The following is a 25,390-nucleotide window of genomic DNA, read 5'->3' on the forward strand; positions in this document are numbered from 1 at the left end:
ATCTCGCGACGCAGGCCGCCCGCCCAGCGGCAGATGAATGTATTCGCATATCGACCGCGGAAGTCGATCTCACGCAATTCAGCCACCGCAGGGCGTTGTGTGAGAGTTCTGGCGCCGAATGGGCACAGGGACCGTCAGCGATCCTGCCAGAAGTTCTCGGAGAGTTTGCGTCGGCTGGTGCGGGTTTGGCGATCGGTGAAGTCGCCGATTCCCGCCGCCTCGGGTGGGAACGGGGCGATGGGGACTTCGAAGGCGAGGGCGCCGGCAACGGGGAGGTCGGCCCCTTGGTTCAGGATGAATTTGGTTCGCCGGGTGGTGAGGGGATGTTTGGCGAGGATCACTTCGGTCAGGTTGTCGACCTCGGTGTCGAGGTCCTGCGGTGAGCAGACCCTGTTGACCAGGTCGTGGCGTTCGGCTTGTGCGGCGTCGAATAACGCGCCGATGAGGTTCCACTCCTTGGCTTTTCGCCTTCCGGCCACGCGTCCTAGCCGGGAGGTGCCGCCCCATCCGGGAGTGATGTCCCAGTCTATTTCGGGCATTCCCCAGCGGGAGCGGTCGGTCGCGATCACGAAGTCGCACACCAGCGTCAGTTCGAGTCCACCGCCGGTGCAGACGCCGTCGACGGCCGCGATGGTGACGGCGGTGAGGTCTTCGATGATCTGTACGGTCTCCTGGTACTTGCGGGCCTGCCAGTACGGATCCTCTGGTGTCCAGGTGGTGAACTCGGCGATATCGTCTCCGGCGCAAAAGGTTTCGCCTGCTCCACGCAGGATCATGACTCGACACTCGCGGTCCTCGCGGACAGCGCGCACCGCGCGGTTGAGGTCCTCCGACAGTGCCCGGTCGAGTGCGTTGTGCACGTGGGGGCGGTTCAGGGTGATGGTGGTGACCGGCCCGGATCGGTCGAGGAGGAGGTGGCTGTTGGGCTCGTTCATGGGTTCGTCCGTTCGACTCGGCAGTGAATCGGCTTGCATAACGAGACTCTAAGGAGGGTGGGTCTCGTTATGCAAGCTTTTTGTTAGGATTGCCGACATGCAGGATGGCCGTCTGGAACGGGATTGCTCAGTTTTCCGTGCCGCTTCCACGGTCGGTGACGCCTGGTCATGGCTGGTTCTGCGTGAAGCGCTCTTCAACGACGTGCGGCGTTTCGACCAGTTCCAACAGCGCCTGGGGATCGCGCGCTCGACGCTGACCAACCGCCTGGGCCGACTCGTCGCCGCACAGATGCTGCAGCGCAACGGGTCCGACTATGTGCCCACGCCGCGGGGACTCGATTTCCTCGCTTGTCTGCTAGCGGCCATGCATTGGGGAGACCGCTGGTCTCCGGACGAGGATGGACCGCCCGTTCAGGTCTCCCACCTGGGGTGTGGGCAACCGATGCATGCGGAACTGTCGTGCAAGCACTGCGATCGACCGGTGGTGGCGCAGGAAGTCAGCTTCGATCGAGCCCCGGAACCGATGCGGCGACCCGACGGGCCGCGTCGCCGCAACCGGATCCCGGGACTGGATCTACTCGAACGCGGACGCCCCTGTTCGATCGCGCGCACACTACAGGTCATCGGAGATCTGTGGAGTGCGTTGATCATTCAGGAATGCTTCCTGGGAGTGCACCGGTTCGACCAATTCCAGCAACGGCTCGCGATTGCGTCCAACATTCTGTCCCACCGGCTTGCGCGCCTTGTCGAACTCGACATCCTCGCCGCACCGCCCCCGGATCATCCACATGACGGCTACCGGCTCACCGACAAGGGAATCGCGCTGTATCCGGTTCCACTAGCGATGCTCACGTGGGGTGATCGCTGGTGCGCGGTCGGTGAACCGCCGATGACACTGACCCACACGCCGTGTGGTTGTCGGCTGCGTGCTGTCCTGGGCTGTTCCGAGTGCGGTCGTCGGGTCGAGCGGGTCGACCTGCGCTGGGACAAGTCCGTTCCATCCGAGGACGGGGCTGTGGCAGCAACGGCAGGAAGGTATCGGCGATGACTTGGTATCCGGCATCGTTGTCGTGAATGTCGTTGCGGGACAAGTTGTTCCATTCCATGATGCGACACTCGCCAGGCCCTGACCGGCCACGACCTCGCCCAAGCCTTCACCGGTTACCTCGGCCGCCCCGTGACCTACCGTCACATCACTCCTGCCGAGCTCGCCGATAGCTGCCGGGATCCGGGGCCCTCTACCGAGCCCTCGAAGAAGATCTCGCTCACTTTCGCCCCAATCACCGGCTTCATCCAACTGCTGGACACACCAAACTGCGCACCGTCGCGACCTGGCTAGCCGAGCAGGACGCCATCTCGCCTGACCCGAGGCGGGCCGCGCGCTGTTCGGGTCCGCTGTCTGACCTGCGCCCGTCAGTCATGGTGTCCAGCTGATCACCCGCCCTGCGTAGATCTCGAACTCTTGTAGGGGGCAGCTGTGAAGCTACTGTGTCAACCGACTTGGTCAGTTGACAGAGTCGACTGACCGGCTTACCTTGAGGGCATCGTGATCATCGCGTCCAGGCTCACTGAGCACGGGCTTCCTCGAGCAGTCGAGGCCGCTCATGCAGACACCAGGGGAGTTTGGGATGCGCGGTGCTGTGTGTTCGTCGGTGGTTCTGGCAGCTGTTGTTCCAGTCATCGACTGACCAGCCCGGAAGTAATGTCGCAGAAAGCGAGTTCTGAATGGATACCACCACGGCCGACCGCGTGTGCATCGTCGGCGCAGGCCCTGCGGGTCTTGTCATGGCCCGTCGGTTGCGCGCGGCCGGAATCCCGTTCGACGTGTACGAGAAGCATTCCGACGTCGGCGGAATCTGGGATCCCACGAACGCGGGCAGTCCGATGTATGCGAACGCCCACTTCATCAGCTCCCGATTCACCAGTGGGTTTTATGGATTTCCGATGCCGGAGAGCTATCCGGACTACCCGGGCTGGCGCCGGATCCTGGACTACATCAGGGAATTCGCGCGGACCGAAGAGCTCTATGAGCACATCCGGTTCAACACTGCTGTCCGCAACGCGGTCCGCGAGGAGGACGGGAATTGGAGGGTCACCGTCGGGCAGGAGCAGCGGCTCTACCGTGCACTGATTGCCGCGCCCGGGGTGACTTGGCATCCGAACACCCCCGAATTCCCTGGCCAGGACACGTTCACCGGAGAGATTCGGCATTCGTCGACCTATTACCATCCAGCTGAATTCGCTGACCGGCGTGTCCTGATCGTCGGAGCGGGGAACTCGGGTGTCGACATCGCCTGCGACGCGGCAGCGAACGCCGCGGCGGCGTTCCTGAGCGTGCGGCGCGGATATCGCTTCCTGCCCAAGCATGTCTTCGGGTTGCCGATCGATGTGTTCATCAATCAGGGCGGGCAACCCCCGGCGGGCGTGAGCGTGCCCGAGGACCCGAGCGCGTTGATCGACGCGCTGGTCGGCGACCTCACCCGCTACGGACTACCCGCCCCCGACCACGGCGCGCTCGAGTCGCACCCGATCGTGAACGACCAGATCCTGCACTACCTGGCCCATGGGGATATCGCGGCCAAGCCGAATATCGCCCGATTCGACGGCGACACTGTGCATTTCACCGACGGCAGCGCGGAGGTCATCGATCTCGTGCTGTTCGCCACCGGCTACCGATACGGGCTGCCGTTCCTCGACGAGGACCTCTTCGACTGGCACGGGGGACGCCCTGAGCTGTACCTCAATATCTTCCACCGGACGATCGACAACCTGTACGTGCTCGGTTTCATCGAGTTCGCCGACGCCGCCTACCAACGGTACGAGGAAATGGCACAACTGATCGCCATCGACCTCGCCAGCACCGGCGAGGAGAAGCAGCGATTCACCAACCTGAAGAAGGAAGATCGCCCCGACCTACGCGGTGGGGCGCGCTACATCGACAGTCCGAGGCACGCGAGCTACGTCGAAGCCCACACCTACCAGAACGCCCTTTCGACGATCAGGAACGGGTTCGGCTGGGCTCCCCTCACCGACGAAACATCCACTCGCCGTTGATGCGAACCATTTCTACAGAACAAGGAAGAAGGATCATGTTCTCACTCGAAAAGAAGGTCTGCGTTGTCACCGGTGCCGCATCCGGAATCGGCCGCGCCACCGCCCAGCGGCTGGCTCGCGCCGGTGCTCTGGTTGTCGTGTCCGACATCGCGGACGCGTCCGGTCTTGCCGCGGAAATCGGCGGCAAGTTCATCCGGACCGACGTCAGTGACGAGGCCAGTGTCGCCGCCCTGATGAACGAGGCCGCCAGCCTGCAGGGCCACCTCGATATCTGCGTCAACAACGCCGGAATCATGACCGAGGCACCGCTACTGGAAACCACCGCCGCCGATTTCGACAAGATGATCGACGTCAATGCGCACAGCGTGTTGTTCGGGCTCAAGCACGCCGCGCCACACATGACCAACGGCGGGGCCATCGTCAACACCGCCTCGCTGGCCGGGCGAACCGGATTTCCCGCCTACGCCGCCTACGCCGCGTCCAAGGCCGCGATCATCTCACTCACCCAGGTCGCGGCGATCGAGTACGGACCGCTAGGCATCCGAGTGAACTGCGTCTGCCCGAGTTCGGTTGACACTCCACAGCTTTCGTCCACACCCGGCGGCGAAATCGAACGCACACTCAGCAAGATCGCCTCGCCGCTCGGCATCACCATCAGCCCGGAACAGATCGCCGCGGCGATCCATTTCCTGGCCGCCGACGACTCGGCGGCAATCTCCGGACAAGCACTCAACCTCGATGGCGGTGCCACCGCCGGCTACTCGGAGAACCTGATCGGCACAGTGGTCGCGAACGCGACAGTCGGATAGCCCCGACCGACCAAGCGATCGGTCGACATGGTCGATCGACTTGGTCATGTGCAACCGCGCAGCTACGCTGGCCAGCACACCGACGGATCAGCTGACATCAGGAGAAACGGGATCTCAGTGGCTCATGTACCCGCAGAGCAACGCCGCCAGGAACTGATCGCCGCCGCGTTCCGGGTCATGGCCAGAGTGGGGGTGTCGGCGGCGAGTACCCGGGCGATCTGCACCGAAGCCGGTGTGCCGCAGAGCGCGTTCCACTACTGCTTCCGCTCCAAGGAGGAGCTGTTGCAGGGCCTGACCCGGGTAGTGGTCGCAGACATGGTCGAAACCGCGGTCGGCGCCCTGTCCCCCGGTGCGGACCTCGAGCAGTCCATCAGGAACGGGCTCGACAGCCTGTGGCGCCTCACGACCGCCGAACCCGAACGCCAGCTCGTGCTCTACGAGTTGACCACCGTAGCGCTGCGTGACCCCAACCTCAGCGACCTCGCCCGATGGCAATACGAGCAGTACTTCCAGGCGACCGAAACCTTCCTCACCAAACTCGCCGAGGCCGCGGGAACACAATGGACACTGCCCATCCCAGTGCTGAGCCGGATGCTCACCACCGTGATCGACGGACTCATCCTCAACTGGCTGACCGACCGCGACACCGAGCAGGCACACGCCGTGCTGGATTCGTTCGCCACCCTCTTCACCGGCCTGGCGGTCGAAACGAAAAAGCCGAAGGCCAAGCGCCGCCCAGCAGCGGTGTAGCCCCGGTATGGAATTCAGTGACCTGGAACGTAATTCAGTTCGCGGAGCGTTCGAACCTGATTCGGTACGCATGTGCTCGGCCATCGCGTATCCGACAATCTTTTCGAGGACGCGCTCGACGGCATTGCAGTCGAGGGCGTCCTGTCGTTCGAGGTGGTTGGTTTGGCGGTCGGTGAGGTTAATCGACATGCCGGAGATCTGATTTCGGGGCGCCCGAGACTCGGGAAGGAACAGTGGTTCCGGAGGCCAGGTGCATCGACGGCTTGAGTACAACGGCGTCACCCTCGACTGTGGCGAGGACACCTCGTTGTCGGAATAGGGCGCTGGCGAGAACCTCGACCGGCCACGCAGAAAGGCTCCAGCTCGTGTGTACCGGCTGGAGTCCTTCTGAACTTCAGGACCACGATTCGACGTAGCCCACAGACGTTGGGTCTAGGTCAGTCCTCGCTGTCGTCCTCGTCGTTCGGGGTAACGGCGTCGTGCGCGCTAGCTGCCTCGGCATGTCTACCAGCGGCTTCTGGGGGCTCGCCCACGAATGTCTTATGTGCGTCAGCCGAGACGCGATGAGCGTCGGCACTAGTTTTTTTGGGATCGGTCATTGAAGTTCTCCCGCTACTTGGACGATCGCTGCTGCACGAGTCATTCTCCTGGACCGCTGCAATGTGGGAGGCGGTTCGCTGCAAGTGCAGTCAGCTCCGTTTGGTCGAATCATCCAGCGGCCGTTGATGGTGCCGCACCACAGCCAACTTGCGATAGTCGGCAGTTGGGGATGCTCCAAAGGCGTTGGTGGCCGACCAGGTCCGAGGCCTGGCCACGTCCCAGCCCGATAGGACTGACGAGCGCGTACAGGTCGAGGGGTTCACCCGTCGCCTACCTCTGGTCCGGTGAAACCACACCGTTCTTGACCGCCCAGTCGTAGATCGTTGCTTCGGTGCTGCTTGCAGGGAAATCGCAGGTGCCGATTGCGGGGTTGAAATTCATCCCGGGTGGGCACGGCTGGAGATACGGGACGCCCTCCGAGCATCGGTAGAACGATCCCTTATCCTGCCAGTTGAGGTGGTACTCGTCCTCATCCCACGGCCGCACGCATGTCACCTGTCCGCCGTTGACCCAGTTCCAGGTTGTCCTGTCGTCGATGTTGAAGCCCGCCATGGTTCTACCTCCGCTGCCGCTGCGCGAGAACCCATTTGGTCCCTTGGGTATTGTCGCGCGCCACGCCCGCCCAGGTAGGCCTTTCGTCGTCGACCGGATACCTGCGGCGCTGCGACATATACACGATATTGCCGGGTAGGCCGGGCGCATTACTGCGCCCGGCCCCCCTCAGAACCGGACGTGCACATTGCTATGCATCCGGCTCAAGCAAGCCCGTGGAGGTCAGGTGTCGTCGTCGCCGTACAGGCGTATCCTTGCGATGCCGCAATTCCATAGTGGCACGGTCGAATACGCTCATCCTCTGGTCCGTTCACCGAGTATCCGGCGTCTAACTTGTCCGTCGGTTCCAGCGTCTTGGCCACCGTCTTCCTTCGCAGGCTCACCTGGCCCGCGTCAGCACTCTTTCGAGTCCGGACACAAGGTCCGGTATCCGGCCGGTTATCCACCACGCACCAGCGGAGGGGCCAGTGACTACCATCGTGGTTTCCCGTTGCCTTTCGGCCACCGGCATTCGCTTCTCGGGCCATCCCAATCCCGCTCGGGGAGTTCAGCTTTCCTCACAGTCGGCCTACCGGGCACCAACTTTCGATGCCTGGACCCCGTCGGGGTTACCACGTTCCACACGCGCGAGATACGACCGGGGAGAGTCGACTAGGGCACGGCCTCAACGGAGCATCGAAATCGGTTGACCGGTGCTGCTGGCGTTGGGACGGCAATCTCCGGCGAGAAGGGTTGCCGTGCATGACAATGGTCGCGTGATCAGTTATGGCGTGTGGATCGCGCGGCTTCTGGTGGCTGTGGTGTTCGGGTGGGCCGGTATCGCGAAATTGACTGATCGCGACGGAACGCGAAAGGCAGTCCAGGAGTTCGGCGTACCGGCTCGTTGGGTCGCCACAGTGGGGTGGGCGCTGCCAACGGTGGAGCTCGTTGTCGCGGCCGCGGTACTGCCGTCGTGGACGGCGGTGTGGGGTGGGGTGGCGGCGCTGGTGCTGTTGATCGGTTTCAGTACTGCTGTGGCGGTCTTGCTCGCGCGGGGGCAACGACCCGCGTGCTCATGTTTCGGCGCGGCCGGTACCGCTCCGATCGGGTGGGCGACGCTGGTCCGCAACGCAGGAATCATCGGCTTGACCGGACTCGCGGTATGGGGTTCGCTGGCGAAGAACACTGTGCCACAAGCGTTGCCGGCCGATCGGCCGATCGGTGGGTCGGCCTCGCGGCCATCGTCGGATTCGCCGCACTGCTCTGTCATCAACAACTAGAACTGCGGCAGTTGCGTCGTCGGATGGCGGAAGGTTCCGCCGGGCAACCGGGGACCGATGGCTTGCCGATCGGCGTACCCGCACCGGCCTTCGAGTTGAGCGACCTCAGCGGGGAACGCCGCAGTCTGGGCGATGCGTTGACGGCCGGGAAGCCGGTACTGTTGTTGTTCCTGCACCCTGGCTGTACACCCTGTGTGACGGTGGCCGCCGAACTCCCGCGATGGCGGCAACGTCTGCTCGATACCACCACCATTGTGGTCATCGGAAACAACGATCCGGTCGCCTCCGCACAGTGGGCGCGCGAGCACAATGTCGCCTCGATGCTGGTGCTCGACAACACCGAACTGATTGCCCGATACCGGCTGCGCGGCACGCCCGCGGCGGTGCTGGTCGACGCCCGAGGACGGATCGCGTCCTCGACCCGGGGCGGCAGTTACGCGATCCGGGATTTGGTGGACGACCTCCCGATCTCGCGTTAGTAGCCTGAACTTTCCGTGACACATCCGGCCTCGCTGAGGAACAGGCAGTGGTCCGTCCCGTGGTCGTAGTACAGCTTGCCGTCCGGACAGTTGTTCGGGTCGATATGGCAATCCGGACACTCGTTCTCGTAGGCGTACATCCCGTCCACGCAAATTATCCACTTGTGGCAGTCCGTGGGGTGGACATGACCCCCATCCGCCTTGCCCTCGCAACTATAGAAATCCACCAATCGCCCGTCGGTCATCGGCCTGTTCCCCTCTCACACAATGGATTCCGCAACCAGTCGGGAAGCGGCGTCCACTATGAGGTTACGGTGCCGACCGCCGGTGGGTGGGTTTGTTGCCGATTCCGGTGTACCAACTGGTAGCGGCAGTGCGGACGCCTACTTGAACATCCTGCATTCGGCATTATGGGACGTCCGCTTAGACGGCTGGGTCACGACTGGCCGGGGGCGGCGTTGGCAACCGGGCCGCTATCGGCACACAGCGATCACAATCTAGCCGGGGCTTGACACTCGGTGGTTTGCTATGTCCGATTCGGAGCGCATGCGGGCATTCAGATGTGGGGTCGGCGGATTGAATGTGGTTGGGGGCGTGGTTGGCGGCGGCGATTCCGTTCAAAGGAGTTGCGGGGTGCGTCTGGTCGGCGAACTGGCTTGGGCGAGTTGGATGGCGGCTGATCGTAATTCGAATCGTTCATTTGGCCGGGATGGCTGGCATGCGTTGGCGGTCGTTGGTCAGCTGTCGGGGCGATGAGGCAGAGCCGGAGCTGACGTGGTTCGCCGACGCCGGCGTGCCATTGCATGTTCCAGCGCTTCGACGGCCTCCAGGACCAGCACGACTACTCGGCGCGGCTCCATGTGTCTGAATACTATCGGAAGATGTCTATTCAGACTCTGGGCTCGCTGCCGGTAGCCGGTCAGACTTGGCTGCATGACCAACCGCGGACCTCTGAGCAGCACCGCAGCCCCTTGAACGCAGATGCCGAGGCCTCCACCGCGAGCGATGTCCTGGTGATTCCGGATAGTCCGCTCGCCCGCGATGTCCTCGACTTCGTCATGAGCACCGAAAGTGTCGCCGTGGCCAATCACAGCGTCCGCATTTGGTTGTTCGCTCGCTTGCTCGCCCGCCATCGCGGGTATCGATCTGGGTCGTTTCACGATTGAGTTTGCTCGCTTCACCGAATTCGAGAAGTGGTCAGGACTGATAATGGATCGTAGACAATTCTTCAAGAAATCGGCAGTAGCTGCCGGAGCGTCAGTGGTCGGCACCCTAGGGATACCCGCATTATCGGCTAATAGCGCCCCACCGTTCGACCTTCCCATGCCCTTCGGTGACCCGGCAGGGCCCGGAACGGTGAATCCGTTACTTCCGCAATATGATCCGAATCCAGCTGGCCGTGCGGCCGAGCTGGGTCGTCGGCAATCGAAGTACGTGTGGACCGAGACCGCCAACTACGTTCAGGGCGTTCCGATGGCCGCAGCCTTGTCGATCGAGGACAATCCGACCCTCGAATGGTTCACCATGGCAATCGATCAGCAATACCAGGTCGTCTCCAACATACTGGTAGCGCTGACCAAGCATTTCAGCCATCTGGTCGGCGATCTGCTGCAGCCGTTGGTAGATCAGCTGTCCGGTCTGAAAGGCACGATCGACAGTGTTGTCCGCACCGTCGCGCCTATCCTGGAAAACCCGGTGGCCTATCCTCTCGATCCAGTCGCGCGCGCGGGGGAGTACCTGGCTCTCCAAACCGGAGAAACCGTCCTGCGCACACTCGATCAGATCCGTGATGGGCTCTTTGCGGCGCTGCGCCAGATGTTCAACAGTCCCGGCCTCGGAAATTTCGGCACCGCGGACGGGGTGGAGCGCTATTTGCAGCTGTATGCCACTCTGCCGGTGCCCGCGATCGCCGATCGCATCCACGAGGACATGGACTTCGCGCGCATGCGGGTCGCGGGGCCGAACCCGATGGTACTGCGGCATGTACACGGCACCATGCCTGCGAACTTTCCGCTCGACAACGAGGGTTATCAGTCGGTCATGGGATCCGGCGACAGTCTGGGTGCGGCGATCTCGCAGGGGCGGTTGTATCTGATCGATTACGCGGAACTCGGCTCCGCCGCATCGGAGTCCGCGACGTACAAGCTGTTGACCGGCCCAGGCTACAACACCGCTCCGATGGCGGCGTTCGCCGTCCCTGCCGACGGTGGAGAGCTACAGCCGGTGGCAATCCAATGCGGTCAGGATCCCGAGAAACATGTCATGTTCTTGCGACCGGGCTCCGGTGACGCCGACCGTTACTGGGGTTGGCAGATGGCGAAAACCGTCGTACACACCGCGGATTTCAACCATCATGAATGGTTCTCGCACCTGGGGCGGACACATCTGGTCTCCGAGGCGTTCTGCGTGGCCACCCGCCGGCACCTGGCGGCCAATCATCCGCTGTCCGTCCTGCTGACTCCCCACTACGAGGGATCGCTGTTTATCAACAATGTGGCCACCTATCTCATCCTGGCACCGGAGGCTACGGGCGACCTGATTTTCGCGTCCGAGCTCCAGTACTCCATCGACGCGGCCGGGCGGGCACGGCTGGACTGGGACTTCTACGAGATGATGCCGCCCAACGAGTTTGCCGAGCGTGGCGTCGACGACCGGCACCTGCGGTACCCATACCGTGACGACGCATTGTTGATCTGGGATGTGATCCACGACTGGGTGGTCGACTACGTGCATACGTACTATCTGTCCGATGACGATGTGCGCGATGATTTCGAACTGGCCGCGTGGGCGGACGAAATCGCGCAGGTAGGGAAAGTCAAGGGCTTCAAACGAATTGACAGCGTCGATCAATTGGCCGACGTCGTGGCGATGATCATCTTCACGGCCAGCGCACAGCACTCCGCCGTCAACTTCCCGCAGCGGGACTTTATGGAATTCATGCCGTACTACAGCGGCATGATGGCGGCCCCGGCGCCGACCGATATCGCAGGGCATGCGGAGTCCGACTGGATGCGAATGCTGCCGTGTCTGTTGACATCGATTGCCCAGATGTACGTTCTGGACACTCTCGGCAGTATCCACTATCGGCCGCTCGGTGATTACCGGACGAACACCTTTCCTTTCGCGAACGCGATCGACGATCCCCGGATTGTCGGAGCCGGGGGACCGTTGGATCGGTTCCGAGCGGCGTTACGTAATGCCGAGGACACGATCAACGACCGTAATTCGCGGCGCGAGCCCTACACGTACCTACTGCCCAGCGGCATTCCGACCAGCACCAACATCTAGGAGAGGCGAGACATGAGAACTCTTGGATCCTGGACCCGGTCCTTTTCGGCAACCTGGTGACCGCGGGCATCGGTCGCACACCGGGACAGGTGATCGTCTTCGACCCTCACATCGATCAGATCGTCGGAGACCCGATTCCGACGAATACCGGTCCCGGCGTTCCGGTTTGGCTCCCGTCGATATAGCAAAGTGGGTTTCGTCATGTTCAAGCACACAGATCGAACGGGGTCCGGCCCGGCTCGGCGCGCCACCATTCTCATCACGATCTGCGCAACCGCTGCCTTCTGGATTTCCGGTGCCGCGCTGGCGAATCCATCGATCCCGGGTTCCACCACAGGTCCCGACGGACCGATCTTCGTGCCCAACTACGGAACTGGATCGGTCCTGCGCATCGATCCCGCCACCTTCGCGGTCCAACAGGAGATACCGAATGTCGGCGACCACCCCATGGTCATCAAGGCCTTGCCCGATGGCTCGCGCATGTTCGTCGGCAACTTCGGCCCAGTGAACCCGTTGACGTGGAATGTCTCGGTGATCGACATGCCGAGCGGCAATGTCGTCAAACGGATCTCGACGCTCGGGGCGCCATACGCCACCATCACCCTCTCGCGTGACGCACGCTACCTGTTCGTCCCCACAGCGCTGTCGTTGACGCAGGTGATCGACACCCAGACACTGGAAGTTGTCCGGACGATGCCGATTTTGCTACCGCCCGGTCCCGCACATATCGAGGTATCGCCGGACGGTGCGACGCTCTATGTCATGGCCGCGAGTGGGCTCTTGACGAAATACGATGCCTACACCGGCGCGATTCTGGGGGTTCCGCTGTTTCTCAACGGTTTCACCCCTGGCTGGGGTGCGCTGTCCGCGGACGGCAACACGCTCTACGCGATCAATTTCTGGTCCGGTGTCACCATTGTCGATGTCCGCACCTGGACCGTGCGCACCACCACGTTCATGGACTTCTGGGCGGAACCGATCTCGGCGACCCTCACGCCGGACGGCACCCAGCTGTGGGTGTGCAACTACAACTCCGACGAGGTCATCATTCTCGACGCGCAGACGGGAGCGGAACTGAACCGTTTCCCCACTAACGGTGCGGCGGTGTACACGGGCTTCTCCCCGGACGGCAGTACCGCGTATCTCACGACGTTGTCCGATGGCGTTCCGCTGCCGTACTGGAATCCGCTGGTCGGCTGGTACCACGCCAAACAACAAGCGTGGGACCCCTTTATGGCCAACCTGGCGAACCTGGACGCCTCACTCGTCGCTTACGACACCACGACTCTGAAACCGATCCGGTCGTATACCACCAGGGGCGTGTTCGTCGCCGGTGCCTACCCCGGCTGACGGTCGGACTCGAGATCCGTTGATGCCGTGTCAGCGACGTGGTGCGCCGAATTCGTCGTCGGTGTCACCGGAACTAGGAAGGCCCCTGTGTCTGTTGGGACACAGGGCCTTTCGGTTATCCAGCCGGATCAGGGGTGCGGCCGTGGCGGCGGGTCCTGCTGGTCGGATGTATGAGCGACTGAAGTCGGCATGGGTGGGTGTGGCGCAGAACTTCTTAGTTGATTACAGGGTGATGGGTATTGCCTGTGCGTGGGTTCGGGTTCCGGTGGGGTGGTGGAGGCGAAAGAGGCGGGCGGCGTTGTGGTGGCAGACGGCGCGAAGCCAGTTGTCTCCGAGGTCTAGTGCGGCGAGGGCGTCGAGTCCGTCGATGTAGCGGTAGGCGAGGTTGGGGAAGTCGCTGCCGAACAGGATGCGGTCGGCCAGGTCGGCGAGACGTGGCAGTTCGGTGTGTGGGTAGGGGTGGCGTTCCTCGGTGAAGTCCACGAATACCCCGGCGGTGTCGAATCGTAGCGTGGGGAATCGGTCCGCGAGATCGAGAAATTGGCTGTATTCGTCCATGCCCAGGTGGGCGACGATCAGCTGTAGTCGCGGATGTTGTTGCAGCAGCCGGGCAATGGGGTCGGGTCCGGTGAACGGTGTTGGTGTCGGGCCGGATCCGCAGTGGATGATGACCGGCACTTCGGCATCGGCGATGGCCGCCCATGCGGGGGTGAGCAGGGGATCGGTGGGGTCGTAGCCGCCGACCTGAACGTGGGCTTTGAACAGTTGCGCGCCGGAATCGATTGCGGTGCGGACGTATTCGCCGACGCCGGGCTCGGGGAACAGGGTGGCCGTGTGTAGGCAGTCGGTATTGCGGGCGGCGAAATCGCGGGCCCACGCGTTGAGCCATGCCGCCATGTCCGGTTTGTGGGGGTAGACCAGTGAGCTGTAGGCGCGCACACCGTAGCGGCGTAAGCGGTCGAGGCGGAGATGCTCGTCGTGGCGGTACCCGATCGGCCACGGCCGTGCGATCAGTGGGCCACCGGCCTCGAAGTACGCCCAAACCTTATCCATGACCCGTTTGGGCATGAAGTGAGTGTGCACATCGATCAGCCCCGGCAGCCCGAGCCGTTTCCAGAAAGCCACCACCGGAGCGATATCCGCCTCGTCGGCCGGATCGACGGAGTTGTTCGTTTCGTCGCACATACTGCCTCCTCGGGCGGGGCATGGCAGGTCAATGAGCAGGCCAGCCACTGTTTTGAAAGACGTTCAGTATTTTGAACGACGTTCAGACGATAGCGTAGGCGGCGACCAACAGAGAACGAGGGACTGCGTGGCCGACTCCAGCCGAACCGATCGCCGCGACGCGATCAACGAAGCGAAGCGAAGCATCATCCTGCGTGCCGCACGTGAGGTGTTCGAAGAACACGGCTTGGAAGCAGCCAACATGCGCGCGATCGCGCAAGCCGCCGGCTATACCCCCGGCGCGCTCTACGGGTACTTCCTCAGCAAAGAACACATCTACGCCGCGCTACTCGAAGAGTCTCTCGACCGCCTCAGCGCCGCGACCGAAACCGCTACAGCCTCTGGGACCCCTGCCGACCGATTCCGCGCTGCTGGCCTAGCGTTCTACGACTTCTATGACGCCTCGCCACGCGATCTAGACCTCGGCTTCTACCTCTTCCGCGGCGGCATCCGCCCGCACGGGCTCTCCGCCGACCTCAACCGCGACCTCAACGCGCGCCTGCTCACCTGCCTGCACCCCATTACCACCGCCGCAGTCCAACTCGGCCTGACTCTGGCCGAGGCCAAGCAAGCCACCGCCGACGTACTGGCCTACTCCTCCGGACTCCTGCTGCTCGTGCACACCAAACGACTGGCCCTCTTCAACGTCAACGCCCGCACCATGATGGATAACCACCTCTGCCTGCAAATCCGCTCGGTCACCAAGAGCTGACGCGAGCGGAGCATCCTGGCGTTCGATTGTCGACGGGTGTGCCGCGATGATGGCCGATGTAGCTATGGAGGCGCGCTTCGGACGGTCGGGCAATGGTGAATGTTCCCCATCGCGGCGGGCGCCGTATGCGAGAGGTGACCTGCAAGTGTCTCGACGTGCGTGCGTCGGGCGGTGGGTTGAGCGCCGTTGTGCGCCAAGGGGATTGAGCGGCGGTCAGCGTGGATCGGCGCGTAGGGGGCGGCCAGGTAGGGCGTCGGTGACGATGGAGCCGTCGTGGACGACGAAGGTGCCGTTGACCAGGAGGTGGTGGATGCCGGTGGAGGGGCGGATGCCGTCGAGGTAGGTGGCGCGGTCGGTGACGGTCGCGGGGTCGAAGACGGTGATGTCGGCATCGTGCCCGACGCTGATGCGCCCTTTGTGTCGCATGGCGGGTACGGCCTGTTGGAGAGTTTGGGCGGGCAACAGGGTGCAGCGGCGGACGACTTCGGTCAAGGAAAGGGCGTGCCGTTCTCGGGTGAGTTGCCGCAGGGCGCGGGCGAAGGTGCCTGCGGTGCGGGGATGGGTCGTGGCGCCGCCGGAAAGCGGCCACGCCATCGGGTCGTGGCCGGGTGTTTTCCAGGTAAGGGGCATGGCGTCGCTGGCGATCGCGGTGTCGTCGAAGGTCAGCGCGCGTTCGAGGTAGGCCTGGTCAGCGAGCCGCGTCTCGTCGAAGTATTCCGCGACTACCAGGGCGCCGGGGTCGGTGGCGCGGAGTTCGGCGAGCCGGGCGGCGTCGGCGATTCGTTCTCCGGTGCGGGCATGGACGATGGAGCGTGGGGTCATGCCGAGGCGGTGCAGGTTCTGTGGTGCCAGGAACGCCGCGCCGATGGTTGTCGATCCGGCTCCGTAGGGGTAGGCCTCGGTGCTTACTCGAGCTCCGGCGGCGCGTGCTTTCTCGATGAGGGTGCGGACTCGGTCGATGTGGCGGCGTGAGGTGCTGTTGATGTGGCAGTAGTGCATGTGGGCGCCGGTCTCGGTGGCGGCCCGTACGATCTCGGCGGGCCCGTCGATAAGGGTGTGCGGATCGGACTCGACGAGTTCACGTGCGTGGGTATAGGTGGGCACGCCGGCTTCGGCCGCGAGGGCAGCGACCGCGCGATACTCGCCGGGATCGATCAGTGGGGCGTATCCGATGAGGATGCCGATTCCCAGTGCGCCGTCGGCCAATTCGGCTGATAGCGATCCGATGATCCGGGCCAGGGTCTTCGTCGATATCGGGCGCTGCCAAGCGGGGTCGCCGAGACCGGCCCCGAATGCCTCGACGGGGATGTTGGGATCCACGAGTCCCAGTGCGGCCATTCGAGTGGTTGCCCAGGAGACGGAATAGCCATAGTTCAGCGGTCTGCCTTGCGCGGCCGCACGCCGGTAGGCGAGCGCGACGGGAAAGGCGCCGGCTTCCAGCTCCAACGTGGTGGTTACGCCGTCCATGGCCTGCAATCGATGGACCGGGATCTGCTGGCCGTGGCTGTGCAGGTCGATGAATCCCGGGCACACCACCAGCCCCGACACGTCCACCACCCTGCGCCCCGCCAATGGTGCCTGCGAGACCGCTGCGATGGTATTGCCGATGACACCGACATCACGCAGGCCGTCGGTTTCAGACTCTGGGTCGATCACTCGACCACCGCGCAGCACTACATCACAGATTTCTGGCTCCAACACATCTGCCTCCGCCCGATCGTCGAGGACTTGATCGATCTGCGTTCCGCTCGGGGACTCGCCCGTCGGCCTGCGTGACTTTTGTCCGGGTCGAGGTCGCGTTGGGCGATGACCTGCTGTTGTCCTTCCCATCCAGTGCTGGACTTAGCTCGTACTCTCTGCCTTGGTCTTCACGATGCATCGCCAGTGCATCGGACTGCTTGTCCTGAGCATCAAGAATGAGTTCAGAAAACTGTCTGGTGCGACAACTAGACTGAGTGGGTGATCGACGGGATGCCCTCCACGCGTCAGTTGGTCGAGCAGCTGGGGTCGGGCCTGGCGCGGCTCGCGTTCGATGCTGAGTCGGCGGATCACTCGGTCACCGGCATCGACATCCACGACAGCGCGCACCCCACCGCTATCACCCCCGGCACGCTGGTCCTGGGCATAGGAGTCGGTTCGGCGCGGCAATTGCGCACACTGATTCGTGCGGCGGAGCGGGTCGGCGCGGTGGCGGTGGCGGTGAAGGCCCCGCTACCAGCGGAGCGGGACGAGCCCACCGCGATAGCGATAGTCGAGGTCGCGTCCGACGCGTCGTGGATGTTCGTGGCGGAGACCCTGCGGCAACGGTTGATTGATCACTCACGCGCACATTGGGCGCCGCGTGGCGCGCCCAATGATCTTTTCGCGATCGCCAATACCCTCGGCGCCATGATGGCGGCGCCGGTCATCATCGGCGACGATGCGCTCACCGTGCTCGCCTGGTCTGCTGATCAGGACGGTGCCGACACTCCGCGGGTGGACGCGATCGTCGGTCGCACGGTTGATCCTCGGACACTGCGCGAGCTGCGTACACGCGGTGTGTTCGAGCAGCTGCGCACATCAGCGACACCGTTGTTCGTGGAGGCCATCAGCCCTGGCGAGCGGCCCCGGGTTGTCCTCACGATTCGTGCGGGCACCGAGATCCTCGGGTACGTCTGGGTAGCGGTGGACCGACCCTTACCCCCGGAACGTTCCCGATCATTGGAACTGTTTGCCCCCCTCGTTGCGCTGCATCTGGCCAACCACCGCCCGGACACATCCGTCCTGGCCGGGCGGGAACGCCGGGAATTGGTTGCCGAACTGTTCGCCGGTGGCCCGACTGCCGTCACCGCAGCCCGCCGCCTCGGACTGGACCGCGGCACGCTGTGCCTGGTCGCGGTCGGATTAGGCCGCGACCAGGCACAGGACGAGGCAGGTCGAGCCGCCGCCGACGCCCTGTTGATCGCAGGCCTGCAACGCCTGGAGGACATGCTCATCCACTATCTGTCCGCCATGCACCCCTCAGGCGTGGCGGTACGCGGCGACCGCGCGGTCTATCTGCTGCTGGCCTGGCATCTGACACCCGCCGAAGCCCTGGCCGCCACACGCGTCCTGGCCACCGACTTCACCGACCGCGCCAGCACCGGTAGCAGCTACCTGCTCGCCCTGGCGCCCACGGTCACCGCGCTCAGCGATCTCGCTCAGGCCCGGGTCCAGGCGGACGCGGTCTTGCGCGCCATGCGACACCACCACTCGGTGCCGGCGGTCGCGGGTTTGGACGACGTCGTCTTGACTGTGCTGCTGCAGCAGCTGGCCGATCTCACCACCGCGCTCGGTCTGCCCGAGACCACCGGGGCGCTGCGCACGCTGGTCGAGGGCGACAGTGCCGATGGTCAACTCACCCGCACCCTGGCCGCCTACCTCGCCGCCGCGGGTGCCGCCGATACTGCGGCCGAACACCTGCACATCCACGTCAACACCCTGCGCTACCGGCTGCGCCGCATCCACGAGCTGACCGGACTGGACCTGCGTGATGCCGACACCCTGCTGCTCACCCACCTCCAGCTCCGCTTACAAGAGTTCCGAAACCCCGGCCACGTTTGACGTCGACGACAAGTGTGGGCGCCTATTTTCGTCTTCGAGTACAAGATATCCAGTTCGGTATCTCCAACACTGGTCAGCAGACGAACACATCGTGTTGTTCGACCAGGAGGGACGGTCCGATGACCATAGAGGTGCACTACGAGGTAGCCGGGCCGATTGATGGCGAGGTCGTCGTGCTCAGCGGATCAGCAGGCAGCGATGTGAGTGCATGGCAGCCACAATTGCGGCCCTTACGCATGGCCGGTTTCCGAGTAGTGCGCTACGACCACCGCGGCCACGGCCGGTCACCGATACCTACCGGGCCGTCCTCCCTGGCCGACCTCGGCGGCGACTTGATCGCACTGCTCGACAAGCTCGCTGTCCCGACAGCGCACATCGTCGGACTCTCGCTCGGCGGAATGACCGCGATGTGGACTGCGGCGAACCACCCCGACCGGGTCCGCAGCCTCACACTGTGTTGCACCTTGGCACAACACGACGGTATCCAAGCATGGGAGCAACGAATCAAGGGAATCCATGCCGCCGGGATGGACGTGGTCGCCGCTGAAGCCATGCAGCGATGGTTCACTCCAGCGTGGCGCGCGGCCAACCCGGAGCAGGTGCGCGCCTTTCAGCACATGGTCACCGCGACACCGTTGGACGGATATGTCTCATGCTGTCGTGCGATCCAGTCGATCGATATCATCGACAGCCTGCCCACCATCAGCGCATCGACACTGGTGATCTCCGCCGCGCAGGACACCGCAACCCCACCCGAAGCCGGCCGCCAGATCGCTGCGGCAATCCCCAACGCCCGCTTCGAACTGGTCGAGGACGCCGCCCACCTCGGCAATATCGAACAAGCCGACCGTTTCACCGACCTCATTCGTTCCCATCTGCTCGAGGTGGAGCGGCACTCGGTATTTCCCACCTGACTACGACATGGGTGCCGACTTATCGTGCAGCGCACGCAGATCCAGTGCATGACAACACCGAGATACCGAACGACCGAGGAGATGTGATGACGGAAATACGAACGGACAGCGCCGAGGATTTCATCTATACCTTCAACCAGGTACTGCTCGGCGGCGATCTCGATGCTGCCATGCGGCTCTACGAGCCCGATGCCGTCTACATTCCCGAACCGCCCGCGACACCGTTACGCGGCAACGACATCAGAGCCGCCTTATCGGCCGTGCCCGAACTCGGACTACCCATCACCCACCACCGCCGCTACATCTACACCGCAGGCGATATCGCGCTGTTCAACGGTGACTGGGTCATCGACGGCATCGGCCCCGACGGTAGGCACGTTCACCGCGAAGGCACCGCGATAGATGTCATTCGACGAGGCACCGACGGACAATACCGATTCCTCGTACACAACCCTTTCGGACTTGCGGGCCCGTCCTGAACGGACTGCCGCGTGTCGACGCGGAATCGCCAGGCTCGATTCGGCCGCCAGCGATCGGGCCGGGAGCCATGACATGAGCGTCGAGCCTTGGGCCCATCGGCCGTTCGGCTGCAGGTCGCCTTATTGAATGCTCAGCGGCGTCGACCGCGCGCAACGCGCGTATGGTCCACCGATTAGGGGGCGAGTGCTCGCGACGAGCGCTTGCCTTTTCGGTTCCGCATGTTTTGTGGGGGCGTCCCGATGCCGGGGCTGGGTGCGATTCGCGGTGGGGTGCGTGGCATCCAACCGGTCAAAATGGGGGTGGTATCCAGCCGGTCAGACTCATCGGTCGGTGTTCAACAAGCGATCAATTCTCGATACCCGAGGTGACGCCCCGGGGTTCAGGAGTTGGCGTTGCGAGCGTTGAGGGCCGCGAGGAACTCATCGAAGGTAAGTTCTTGGTTCTTGTCCGCATCGGCCTGATCGAAGAAGTTCGCGATATCGTCCGGGTCCTTGAAACCCAGCGCCTGGACGTCGGCATCCCGGGCCTTCATGCGCACGGCGGTGATCAGTTCTCCGTGTGTGATGACGCCGTTCTTGTTGAGGTCAAGGGTATCGAAGAGCTTGCGTGCCTGAGTCTGATCTACCATCACACTGCCTTACTCTCGAGTGCGGTTACCGGGTCGCCGGATGTTTCACCGGTGCACCATGTTTGAGCCGTTGTCCGGCCTCGCACTCCACGATCCCACTCCGTCACGACGTTCGGAGCCGATCGTTGAATTCAGCCGGTGAGTTGCTGAGGTGTTTGTGGAAGCTCACCGGATATTCGGCGATCGTTGCTTATTGCGACGTTGCCGCGGTCAGCATCGTGCGAACGGTGCGGCGCCAGTCGGCGAGCAACTTGTCGCGGTGGTTGGTGCTGAGAATGGTTGTCAAGGCCAGCCCGCGGAAGTAGGTCAGGGTCATCTCGAAGACCATGTCGATGTCTTCGGGTGCGCCCTCGACGTTGCTCACGATGGTCGCGTGGATGTTGTCGTGCAGTTCCCTTTGATGACGCAGTAATGCCTCGCGCAGTTCGGTGTCGGTGCGGGCGGCTACCCATAGCTCGAGGACCGCACCGAACAGCGGGGTCGCGAAGCTGCGCCACAGTGTGTCGGTCCAATCCTCTTCGGTCGCTTTCATTTCCGCGTTGTCGGCCGCCTCGCGCATCTGCTGGTCGGTGAGATGTCGCACGGCGTCCACGAGCAGGTGGGCCTTGTTCGGGTATTGGTGTAGCAGCGCGCCGCGAGAGACTTCGGCACGCGCCTGGATGGCCCCGATACTGGTTGCGGCGTAGCCGTCCTCGATGAGGCAGTCGACTGCCGCCCGCAGGATGCGCTCGCGGGTCTGGTGGCTGCGTGCCGCGTCGCTATGTTGACGTCCTTCCGTGCGTGCCATGGGTGAATCATCGCAGGTGTTGACAACGGTACGATCGGACTGTTTCACTTTGCGGGCAGCCGTAACCCCCCCCGCCGGGGGCGCTGCCCGGCCGCGAGTGACGGGCAGGGTCGAGGTTCGTCGGCAATCGCGGACCTGGCGGTCGATACCACGAAATGGAAGCAATTCATGCAGAACACAACGGTGACGTCGAGGTGGTCGGCGAGCGAGGACGCGGTTGCGGTGCGAGCAACGGCGCAAGCTTTCTTCGCCCGCGAGGCCGTCCCGAATATGGCCCGATGGGCCGAACAGCGATACGTCGACCGTGACTTCTGGAAAGCCGCGGGCGCATTGGGTCTGCTGTGTATGGCCGTGCCCGAGGAGTACGGCGGTGGCGGTGGATCGGCCGCCCATGACCTGATCATGCTCGAGGAGCAGGCCCGCATCGGCGAGCCCGGTTTCGGCAATATCGTGCACAGCGGGATCGTCGCGCCCTACCTGGTGGAATACGGCACCGAGGAACAGAAACAGGCTTGGCTGCCGAAGATGGCTACCGGTGCCGTAATTGCGGCGATCGCCATGACCGAACCCGGCGGCGGTTCAGACTTGGCTAACATGTCCACCCGCGCTCGGCGTGACGGCGACGAATACGTGATCAGCGGTGCGAAGACCTTCATCACCAATGGTGGCTCCGCCGATCTCGTCCTGGTTGCGGCGAAGACCGACCCTGATGCCGGTCCGCACGGGGTGTCGTTGCTGCTGGTGGATACCCAGGACTGCGCGGGATTCCGGCGGGGTCGCGTCCTCGACAAGCTGGGCCAACATAGCGGTGACACTGCGGAGTTGTTCTTCGACGAGGTCAGGGTGCCCGCCTCGAATCTGCTTGGTGGCCGGGAAGGTCAGGGCTTTGTCCAACTGATGACGCAGTTGCCGCTGGAACGGCTCGAGATCGCGGTCGTCGGTGTGGTCACGGCGGAGCTCGCGGTCGAGTTGACGCTCGCTTACGCCAAGGAGCGCAATGCATTCGGCAAGCCGCTGTTCGGATTCCAGAACGTGAAATTCGAGCTGGCCGAGTGCGCGACTCTCGCACGGGTGGTGCGGGTGTTCGTGGACGACTGCGTCGAGAAGCTCCTCACCGGAACTCTCGACACCGCCACCGCATCGATGGCGAAGTACTGGGTCACCGATGTCCAATGCCAGATCATCGACCGCTGCCTGCAACTGTTCGGCGGCTACGGCTACATGCGCGAGTACCCGATCGCGCGGCTCTACGCCGATTCCCGCGCGCAGCGAATCTACGGCGGCACCAACGAAATCATGAAAGAACTCATCGCACGGTCGCTGTAGACCGCCCGACTGGAAGTAGGTTCCATGTCCAACGACACCGTTCTCATCGAGCGTGACGGGCCGGTCACGCTGATCGGCATCAATCGGCCGCAGGCCCGCAACGCAGTCGACGGCCTGACTGCCGCAGCACTCGCCGCCGCCTTCCGCGACTTCGATGCCGATCCCGATTCGGCAGTCGTCGTACTGCACGGCATCGGCGGAGCCTTCTGTGCCGGAGCGGATCTCAAGGCGCTCGGCACCGAGCGCGGTAACCGGGCCGGCCACGACGGCGACGGTCCGATGGGACCTACGCGCATGCGCTTGTCGAAACCGGTCATCGCGGCAATCTCCGGGTATGCGGTGGCAGGCGGTATCGAGCTGGCCGTATGGGCTGACCTGAGGGTGGCTGAGGAGGACGCCGTCCTGGGCGTGTTCTGTCGGCGCTGGGGCGTTCCGCTGATCGATGGCGGCACTGTTCGACTGCCCCGGCTGATCGGCGTGAGCCACGCCATGGATCTGATTCTGACCGGCCGCCCCGTCGATGCCGTCGAAGCGCACCGGATCGGCCTGGTCAATCGGGTCGTGCCGCATGGGCAAGCTTTGACTGCGGCCCGTGAACTCGCCCACGAACTCACTCGATTCCCGCAGACCTGCATGCGGCAAGACCGGCTGTCCATGCTCGAACAAGACGGTCTCACCGAAACCGAAGCCCTGGCAAACGAATTCGAACACGGCACCACCTCGTTCCTTGCTGACAGCCTGGCCGGAGCCGCGCGTTTTGCCGCGGGCGCGGGCAGGCACGGCGATTTCACGAAGCTCACCACCGATCCCACGAAAGGACCGGCATCCTGATGTCAGCATCTTTAGCAGGTAAGACCGCGATCGTCAGCGGCAGCGGACGCGGCATCGGGGCCGCCATCGCCCACAAGCTCGCTGCGAATGGCGCAGCGGTGGTCGTCAACGACCTCGATCCCGTTGCCGCGCAACAGGTCGCCGATCAGATCACCAGTGCCGGTGGCCGGGCCGTTGTCTGTGCGGGCAGTGTCACCGATGCCGACTTCGCGCCTCGTTTCGTCGATACGGCGGTGCAGACCTTCGGCGGACTGGACATCATCGTCAACAACGCGGGCTACACCTGGGACACTGTTGTACAGAAGATGACCGACGAGCAGTGGGACGACATCCTCGACGTACACCTCAAAGCCCCGTTCCAGATCTTGCGCGCCGCTCAACCCATCATCAGCGCCGCCGCGAAACGCGAACGCGAGGAAGGGAATCCGATCACCCGCAAGGTCGTCAACATCTCCTCACTCGCAGGCCTGTACGGCAACGCCGGACAAGCCAACTACTCGGCCGGAAAGGCCGGAATCCTCGGCCTGACGAAGGCGATCGCCAAGGAATGGGGCCGCTACCGCGTCACTGTGAACGCGGTGGCCTTCGGCCTCATCCAAACCCGACTCACCGAATCCGCCGCCGAGAACGCCACCATCGACATCGCGGGCCGCGAGATCAGGGTCGGGGTCAACCCGATGATCCTGCAGGCCGCATCGCACATCGCACCACTCGGCCGTCTCGGCACGCCCGAAGAAGCCGCGGGCGCGGTATACCTGCTGTGCCTACCGGAATCCGACTACATCACCGGCGAAACCCTCACTTGCAGTGGCGGATTGGTCGGCTGATGCGCGCGTTCGAATCGATCGAAGAACTGGCTACGGCTGTCGGCGAGGATCTGGGCACCTCGCAGTGGCTCGACCTCGATCAGGACCGGATCAACCAATTCGCCGACGTGACTGGCGATCACCAGTGGATTCACACCGACCCCGAGCGCGCCGCCACCGGCCCGTTCGGCGCCACCGTGGCCCACGGCTATCTGACACTGTCGCTGCTGGCACGGTTGCTGCCTGATCTGTTCACCGTCGGCGGAGTCGCCATGGCGGTCAACTACGGCCTGAACAAGGTCCGGTTTCCAGCCGCAGTACCCAGCGGGTCACGCATCCGCGCCGGCCACCGCGCCCGCGAGCTCGGCCCGCACCAACTGACGGGGATTGACCAGCATCGCCTCACGCTGCACGACACCGACATGCGCGGGCTCGAAATGCAATGCGGGATAGGTCTTGGCCAGCTCCTCTTCGTCGAGGCGTTGCACCTCGACGCCGAGATCGGTCGCGTTGTCATACAACCGGTCCAGGTTGAACCACTCTGCGGCAACAGCGCTTTCGATCGCACGCGGCCCGACGGTCAGCGAATGCACCGGACGGGTGAACTCGATCCCGGTACTGGCAACCAGCGCCGCGAACCGGCGCATGGACCTGGTCGCCAGCAGTCCGGTGAGCAACGGCGCTTCGAGCGCATGCGCCAACCGCCCCTCGTCATAGTGGCCCGCCCACAAACCCGGATTCTCGATCCCCGCAGGCTCCTCGGGTCCCACTACCGCTACCGAGGCGCGACGCGCGGTGAGATGTCGCGCAGTGGCCGCGCCGATAGGACCGGCACCGACCACGACGACGTCGAACTCCTGTTTCGCCACAGGGGAATCCTCTCTTCGGGTGTTCATCAATGGCCCGGCTGTCACCGCCGCGGCCGCCAGCGCTCCCGCTCCGATGACCCCGGCTCGCAACGCCGACCGGCGAGTCGCGCCCACCGTGTTCGAGCGCTTATCCGGCATCATTGACCCGCCAGACG

Annotated in this window: 24 protein-coding genes and 1 pseudogene; 17 read left to right on the forward strand and 8 right to left on the reverse strand. The window is 63.7% G+C overall.

Translation table 11 applies throughout. The features are described from left to right. Positions 1-134 precede the first annotated feature (134 nt). Complete coding sequence (locus tag ACGFNJ_RS29880) at positions 135-935, reverse strand: enoyl-CoA hydratase/isomerase family protein (RefSeq protein ID WP_393455455.1); 801 nt, start codon at positions 933-935, stop codon at positions 135-137. 97 nt (positions 936-1,032) lie between these two features. On the opposite strand from ACGFNJ_RS29880, the gene ACGFNJ_RS29885 reads away from it, so the two are divergent. From ACGFNJ_RS29885 to ACGFNJ_RS29900, 4 genes are all read left to right on the forward strand, one after another. Beyond that, positions 1,033-1,983 (forward strand): winged helix-turn-helix transcriptional regulator, encoded by a 951-nt coding sequence (locus tag ACGFNJ_RS29885; RefSeq protein ID WP_393455458.1) that lies wholly within the window; start codon positions 1,033-1,035, stop codon positions 1,981-1,983. Between the two features lie 677 nt (positions 1,984-2,660). Further along, positions 2,661-3,989 carry a flavin-containing monooxygenase gene (locus ACGFNJ_RS29890; RefSeq protein ID WP_393455461.1) on the forward strand — a complete coding sequence of 443 codons (1,329 nt, stop codon included), beginning with the start codon at positions 2,661-2,663 and terminating at the stop codon, positions 3,987-3,989. Between the two features lie 35 nt (positions 3,990-4,024). Next, positions 4,025-4,798: an SDR family NAD(P)-dependent oxidoreductase gene (locus tag ACGFNJ_RS29895; RefSeq protein WP_393455464.1), complete on the forward strand. Its 774-nt coding sequence runs from the start codon at positions 4,025-4,027 to the stop codon at positions 4,796-4,798. A gap of 117 nt (positions 4,799-4,915) precedes the next feature. Continuing rightward, the gene (locus ACGFNJ_RS29900) at positions 4,916-5,548 is read left to right on the forward strand and encodes a TetR/AcrR family transcriptional regulator (protein WP_393455467.1); all 633 of its coding nucleotides are present in this window, start codon (positions 4,916-4,918) and stop codon (positions 5,546-5,548) included. 870 nt (positions 5,549-6,418) lie between these two features. On the opposite strand, the gene ACGFNJ_RS29905 is transcribed toward ACGFNJ_RS29900, so the two are convergent. Beyond that, positions 6,419-6,700 (reverse strand): chitin binding peritrophin-A domain-containing protein, encoded by a 282-nt coding sequence (locus ACGFNJ_RS29905; protein WP_393455470.1) that lies wholly within the window; start codon positions 6,698-6,700, stop codon positions 6,419-6,421. 755 nt (positions 6,701-7,455) lie between these two features. Here ACGFNJ_RS29905 and ACGFNJ_RS29910 point away from each other — a divergent pair. After that, positions 7,456-7,959: a MauE/DoxX family redox-associated membrane protein gene (locus ACGFNJ_RS29910; RefSeq protein ID WP_393455473.1), complete on the forward strand. Its 504-nt coding sequence runs from the start codon at positions 7,456-7,458 to the stop codon at positions 7,957-7,959. A 23-nt stretch (positions 7,960-7,982) separates the two neighbouring features. Next, positions 7,983-8,438 (forward strand): TlpA family protein disulfide reductase, encoded by a 456-nt coding sequence (locus ACGFNJ_RS29915; protein WP_393455476.1) that lies wholly within the window; start codon positions 7,983-7,985, stop codon positions 8,436-8,438. Here ACGFNJ_RS29915 and ACGFNJ_RS29920 read toward each other — a convergent pair. Continuing rightward, complete coding sequence (locus tag ACGFNJ_RS29920) at positions 8,435-8,683, reverse strand: chitin binding peritrophin-A domain-containing protein (RefSeq protein ID WP_393455479.1); 249 nt, start codon at positions 8,681-8,683, stop codon at positions 8,435-8,437. The two genes, ACGFNJ_RS29915 and ACGFNJ_RS29920, sit on opposite strands and share 4 nt — an antisense overlap. A gap of 558 nt (positions 8,684-9,241) precedes the next feature. Between ACGFNJ_RS29920 and ACGFNJ_RS29925 the strand changes: the two genes are divergently transcribed. From ACGFNJ_RS29925 to ACGFNJ_RS29935, 3 genes are all read left to right on the forward strand, one after another. Continuing rightward, on the forward strand, positions 9,242-9,604 hold the full coding sequence (locus tag ACGFNJ_RS29925) for a hypothetical protein (RefSeq protein WP_393455482.1): 363 nt from the start codon (positions 9,242-9,244) through the stop codon (positions 9,602-9,604). Between the two features lie 94 nt (positions 9,605-9,698). Beyond that, entirely contained in the window at positions 9,699-11,726 is a 2,028-nt protein-coding gene (locus ACGFNJ_RS29930) for a lipoxygenase family protein (protein WP_393455485.1), read from the forward strand. A 201-nt stretch (positions 11,727-11,927) separates the two neighbouring features. Beyond that, on the forward strand, positions 11,928-13,076 hold the full coding sequence (locus ACGFNJ_RS29935; protein ID WP_393455488.1) for a YncE family protein: 1,149 nt from the start codon (positions 11,928-11,930) through the stop codon (positions 13,074-13,076). Between the two features lie 222 nt (positions 13,077-13,298). Here ACGFNJ_RS29935 and ACGFNJ_RS29940 read toward each other — a convergent pair whose 3' ends face one another. Then, a complete protein-coding gene (locus ACGFNJ_RS29940; RefSeq protein WP_393455491.1) occupies positions 13,299-14,261 on the reverse strand; it encodes an amidohydrolase family protein in 963 nt (320 codons plus the stop codon). Between the two features lie 127 nt (positions 14,262-14,388). On the opposite strand from ACGFNJ_RS29940, the gene ACGFNJ_RS29945 reads away from it, so the two are divergent. Continuing rightward, positions 14,389-15,012 (forward strand): TetR/AcrR family transcriptional regulator, encoded by a 624-nt coding sequence (locus ACGFNJ_RS29945; RefSeq protein WP_393455494.1) that lies wholly within the window; start codon positions 14,389-14,391, stop codon positions 15,010-15,012. A 213-nt stretch (positions 15,013-15,225) separates the two neighbouring features. Here the strand turns inward: ACGFNJ_RS29945 and ACGFNJ_RS29950 are convergent, their stop codons facing one another. Beyond that, positions 15,226-16,713, reverse strand: a complete 1,488-nt coding sequence (locus tag ACGFNJ_RS29950) for an amidohydrolase family protein (protein ID WP_393455497.1) — start codon at positions 16,711-16,713, stop codon at positions 15,226-15,228. Positions 16,714-16,971: 258 nt separating this feature from the next. On the opposite strand from ACGFNJ_RS29950, the gene ACGFNJ_RS29955 reads away from it, so the two are divergent. The 3 genes from ACGFNJ_RS29955 (at position 16,972) to ACGFNJ_RS29965 (ending at position 19,987) form a co-directional block, all read left to right on the forward strand. Further along, positions 16,972-18,594 carry a PucR family transcriptional regulator gene (locus tag ACGFNJ_RS29955; RefSeq protein ID WP_393455500.1) on the forward strand — a complete coding sequence of 541 codons (1,623 nt, stop codon included), beginning with the start codon at positions 16,972-16,974 and terminating at the stop codon, positions 18,592-18,594. Positions 18,595-18,713: 119 nt separating this feature from the next. After that, positions 18,714-19,508, forward strand: coding sequence for a 3-oxoadipate enol-lactonase (gene pcaD / locus ACGFNJ_RS29960; RefSeq protein WP_393455503.1), 795 nt, complete (start codon positions 18,714-18,716; stop codon positions 19,506-19,508). A gap of 86 nt (positions 19,509-19,594) precedes the next feature. After that, positions 19,595-19,987: a YybH family protein gene (locus tag ACGFNJ_RS29965; protein ID WP_393455506.1), complete on the forward strand. Its 393-nt coding sequence runs from the start codon at positions 19,595-19,597 to the stop codon at positions 19,985-19,987. Between the two features lie 380 nt (positions 19,988-20,367). Here ACGFNJ_RS29965 and ACGFNJ_RS29970 read toward each other — a convergent pair whose 3' ends face one another. Continuing rightward, the gene (locus ACGFNJ_RS29970; RefSeq protein ID WP_393456488.1) at positions 20,368-20,616 is read right to left on the reverse strand and encodes an EF-hand domain-containing protein; all 249 of its coding nucleotides are present in this window, start codon (positions 20,614-20,616) and stop codon (positions 20,368-20,370) included. Positions 20,617-20,806: 190 nt separating this feature from the next. After that, the gene (locus ACGFNJ_RS29975; protein WP_393455509.1) at positions 20,807-21,403 is read right to left on the reverse strand and encodes a TetR/AcrR family transcriptional regulator; all 597 of its coding nucleotides are present in this window, start codon (positions 21,401-21,403) and stop codon (positions 20,807-20,809) included. 168 nt (positions 21,404-21,571) lie between these two features. Here ACGFNJ_RS29975 and ACGFNJ_RS29980 point away from each other — a divergent pair, with 168 nt between their 5' ends. The 4 genes and pseudogenes from ACGFNJ_RS29980 to ACGFNJ_RS29995 form a co-directional block, all read left to right on the forward strand. Beyond that, the gene (locus ACGFNJ_RS29980; RefSeq protein WP_393455511.1) at positions 21,572-22,729 is read left to right on the forward strand and encodes an acyl-CoA dehydrogenase family protein; all 1,158 of its coding nucleotides are present in this window, start codon (positions 21,572-21,574) and stop codon (positions 22,727-22,729) included. A gap of 24 nt (positions 22,730-22,753) precedes the next feature. Beyond that, complete coding sequence (locus tag ACGFNJ_RS29985) at positions 22,754-23,560, forward strand: crotonase/enoyl-CoA hydratase family protein (protein WP_393455514.1); 807 nt, start codon at positions 22,754-22,756, stop codon at positions 23,558-23,560. Beyond that, on the forward strand, positions 23,560-24,387 hold the full coding sequence (locus ACGFNJ_RS29990) for an SDR family NAD(P)-dependent oxidoreductase (RefSeq protein ID WP_393455517.1): 828 nt from the start codon (positions 23,560-23,562) through the stop codon (positions 24,385-24,387). Before ACGFNJ_RS29985 ends, ACGFNJ_RS29990 begins: the two co-directional genes overlap by 1 nt. After that, positions 24,387-24,710: pseudogene (locus ACGFNJ_RS29995) on the forward strand (MaoC family dehydratase); the annotation flags it as partial. The gene ACGFNJ_RS29990 and the pseudogene ACGFNJ_RS29995, both read left to right, overlap by 1 nt. Here the strand turns inward: ACGFNJ_RS29995 and ACGFNJ_RS30000 are convergent. Continuing rightward, positions 24,696-25,376, reverse strand: a complete 681-nt coding sequence (locus ACGFNJ_RS30000) for an FAD-dependent oxidoreductase (protein WP_393456491.1) — start codon at positions 25,374-25,376, stop codon at positions 24,696-24,698. The pseudogene ACGFNJ_RS29995 and the gene ACGFNJ_RS30000 sit on opposite strands and share 15 nt — an antisense overlap. Positions 25,377-25,390: the final 14 nt, after the last annotated feature.

It is taken from the genome of Nocardia sp. NPDC049149, assembly GCF_043197455.1.
Classification (GTDB): Bacteria; Actinomycetota; Actinomycetes; order Mycobacteriales; family Mycobacteriaceae; genus Nocardia.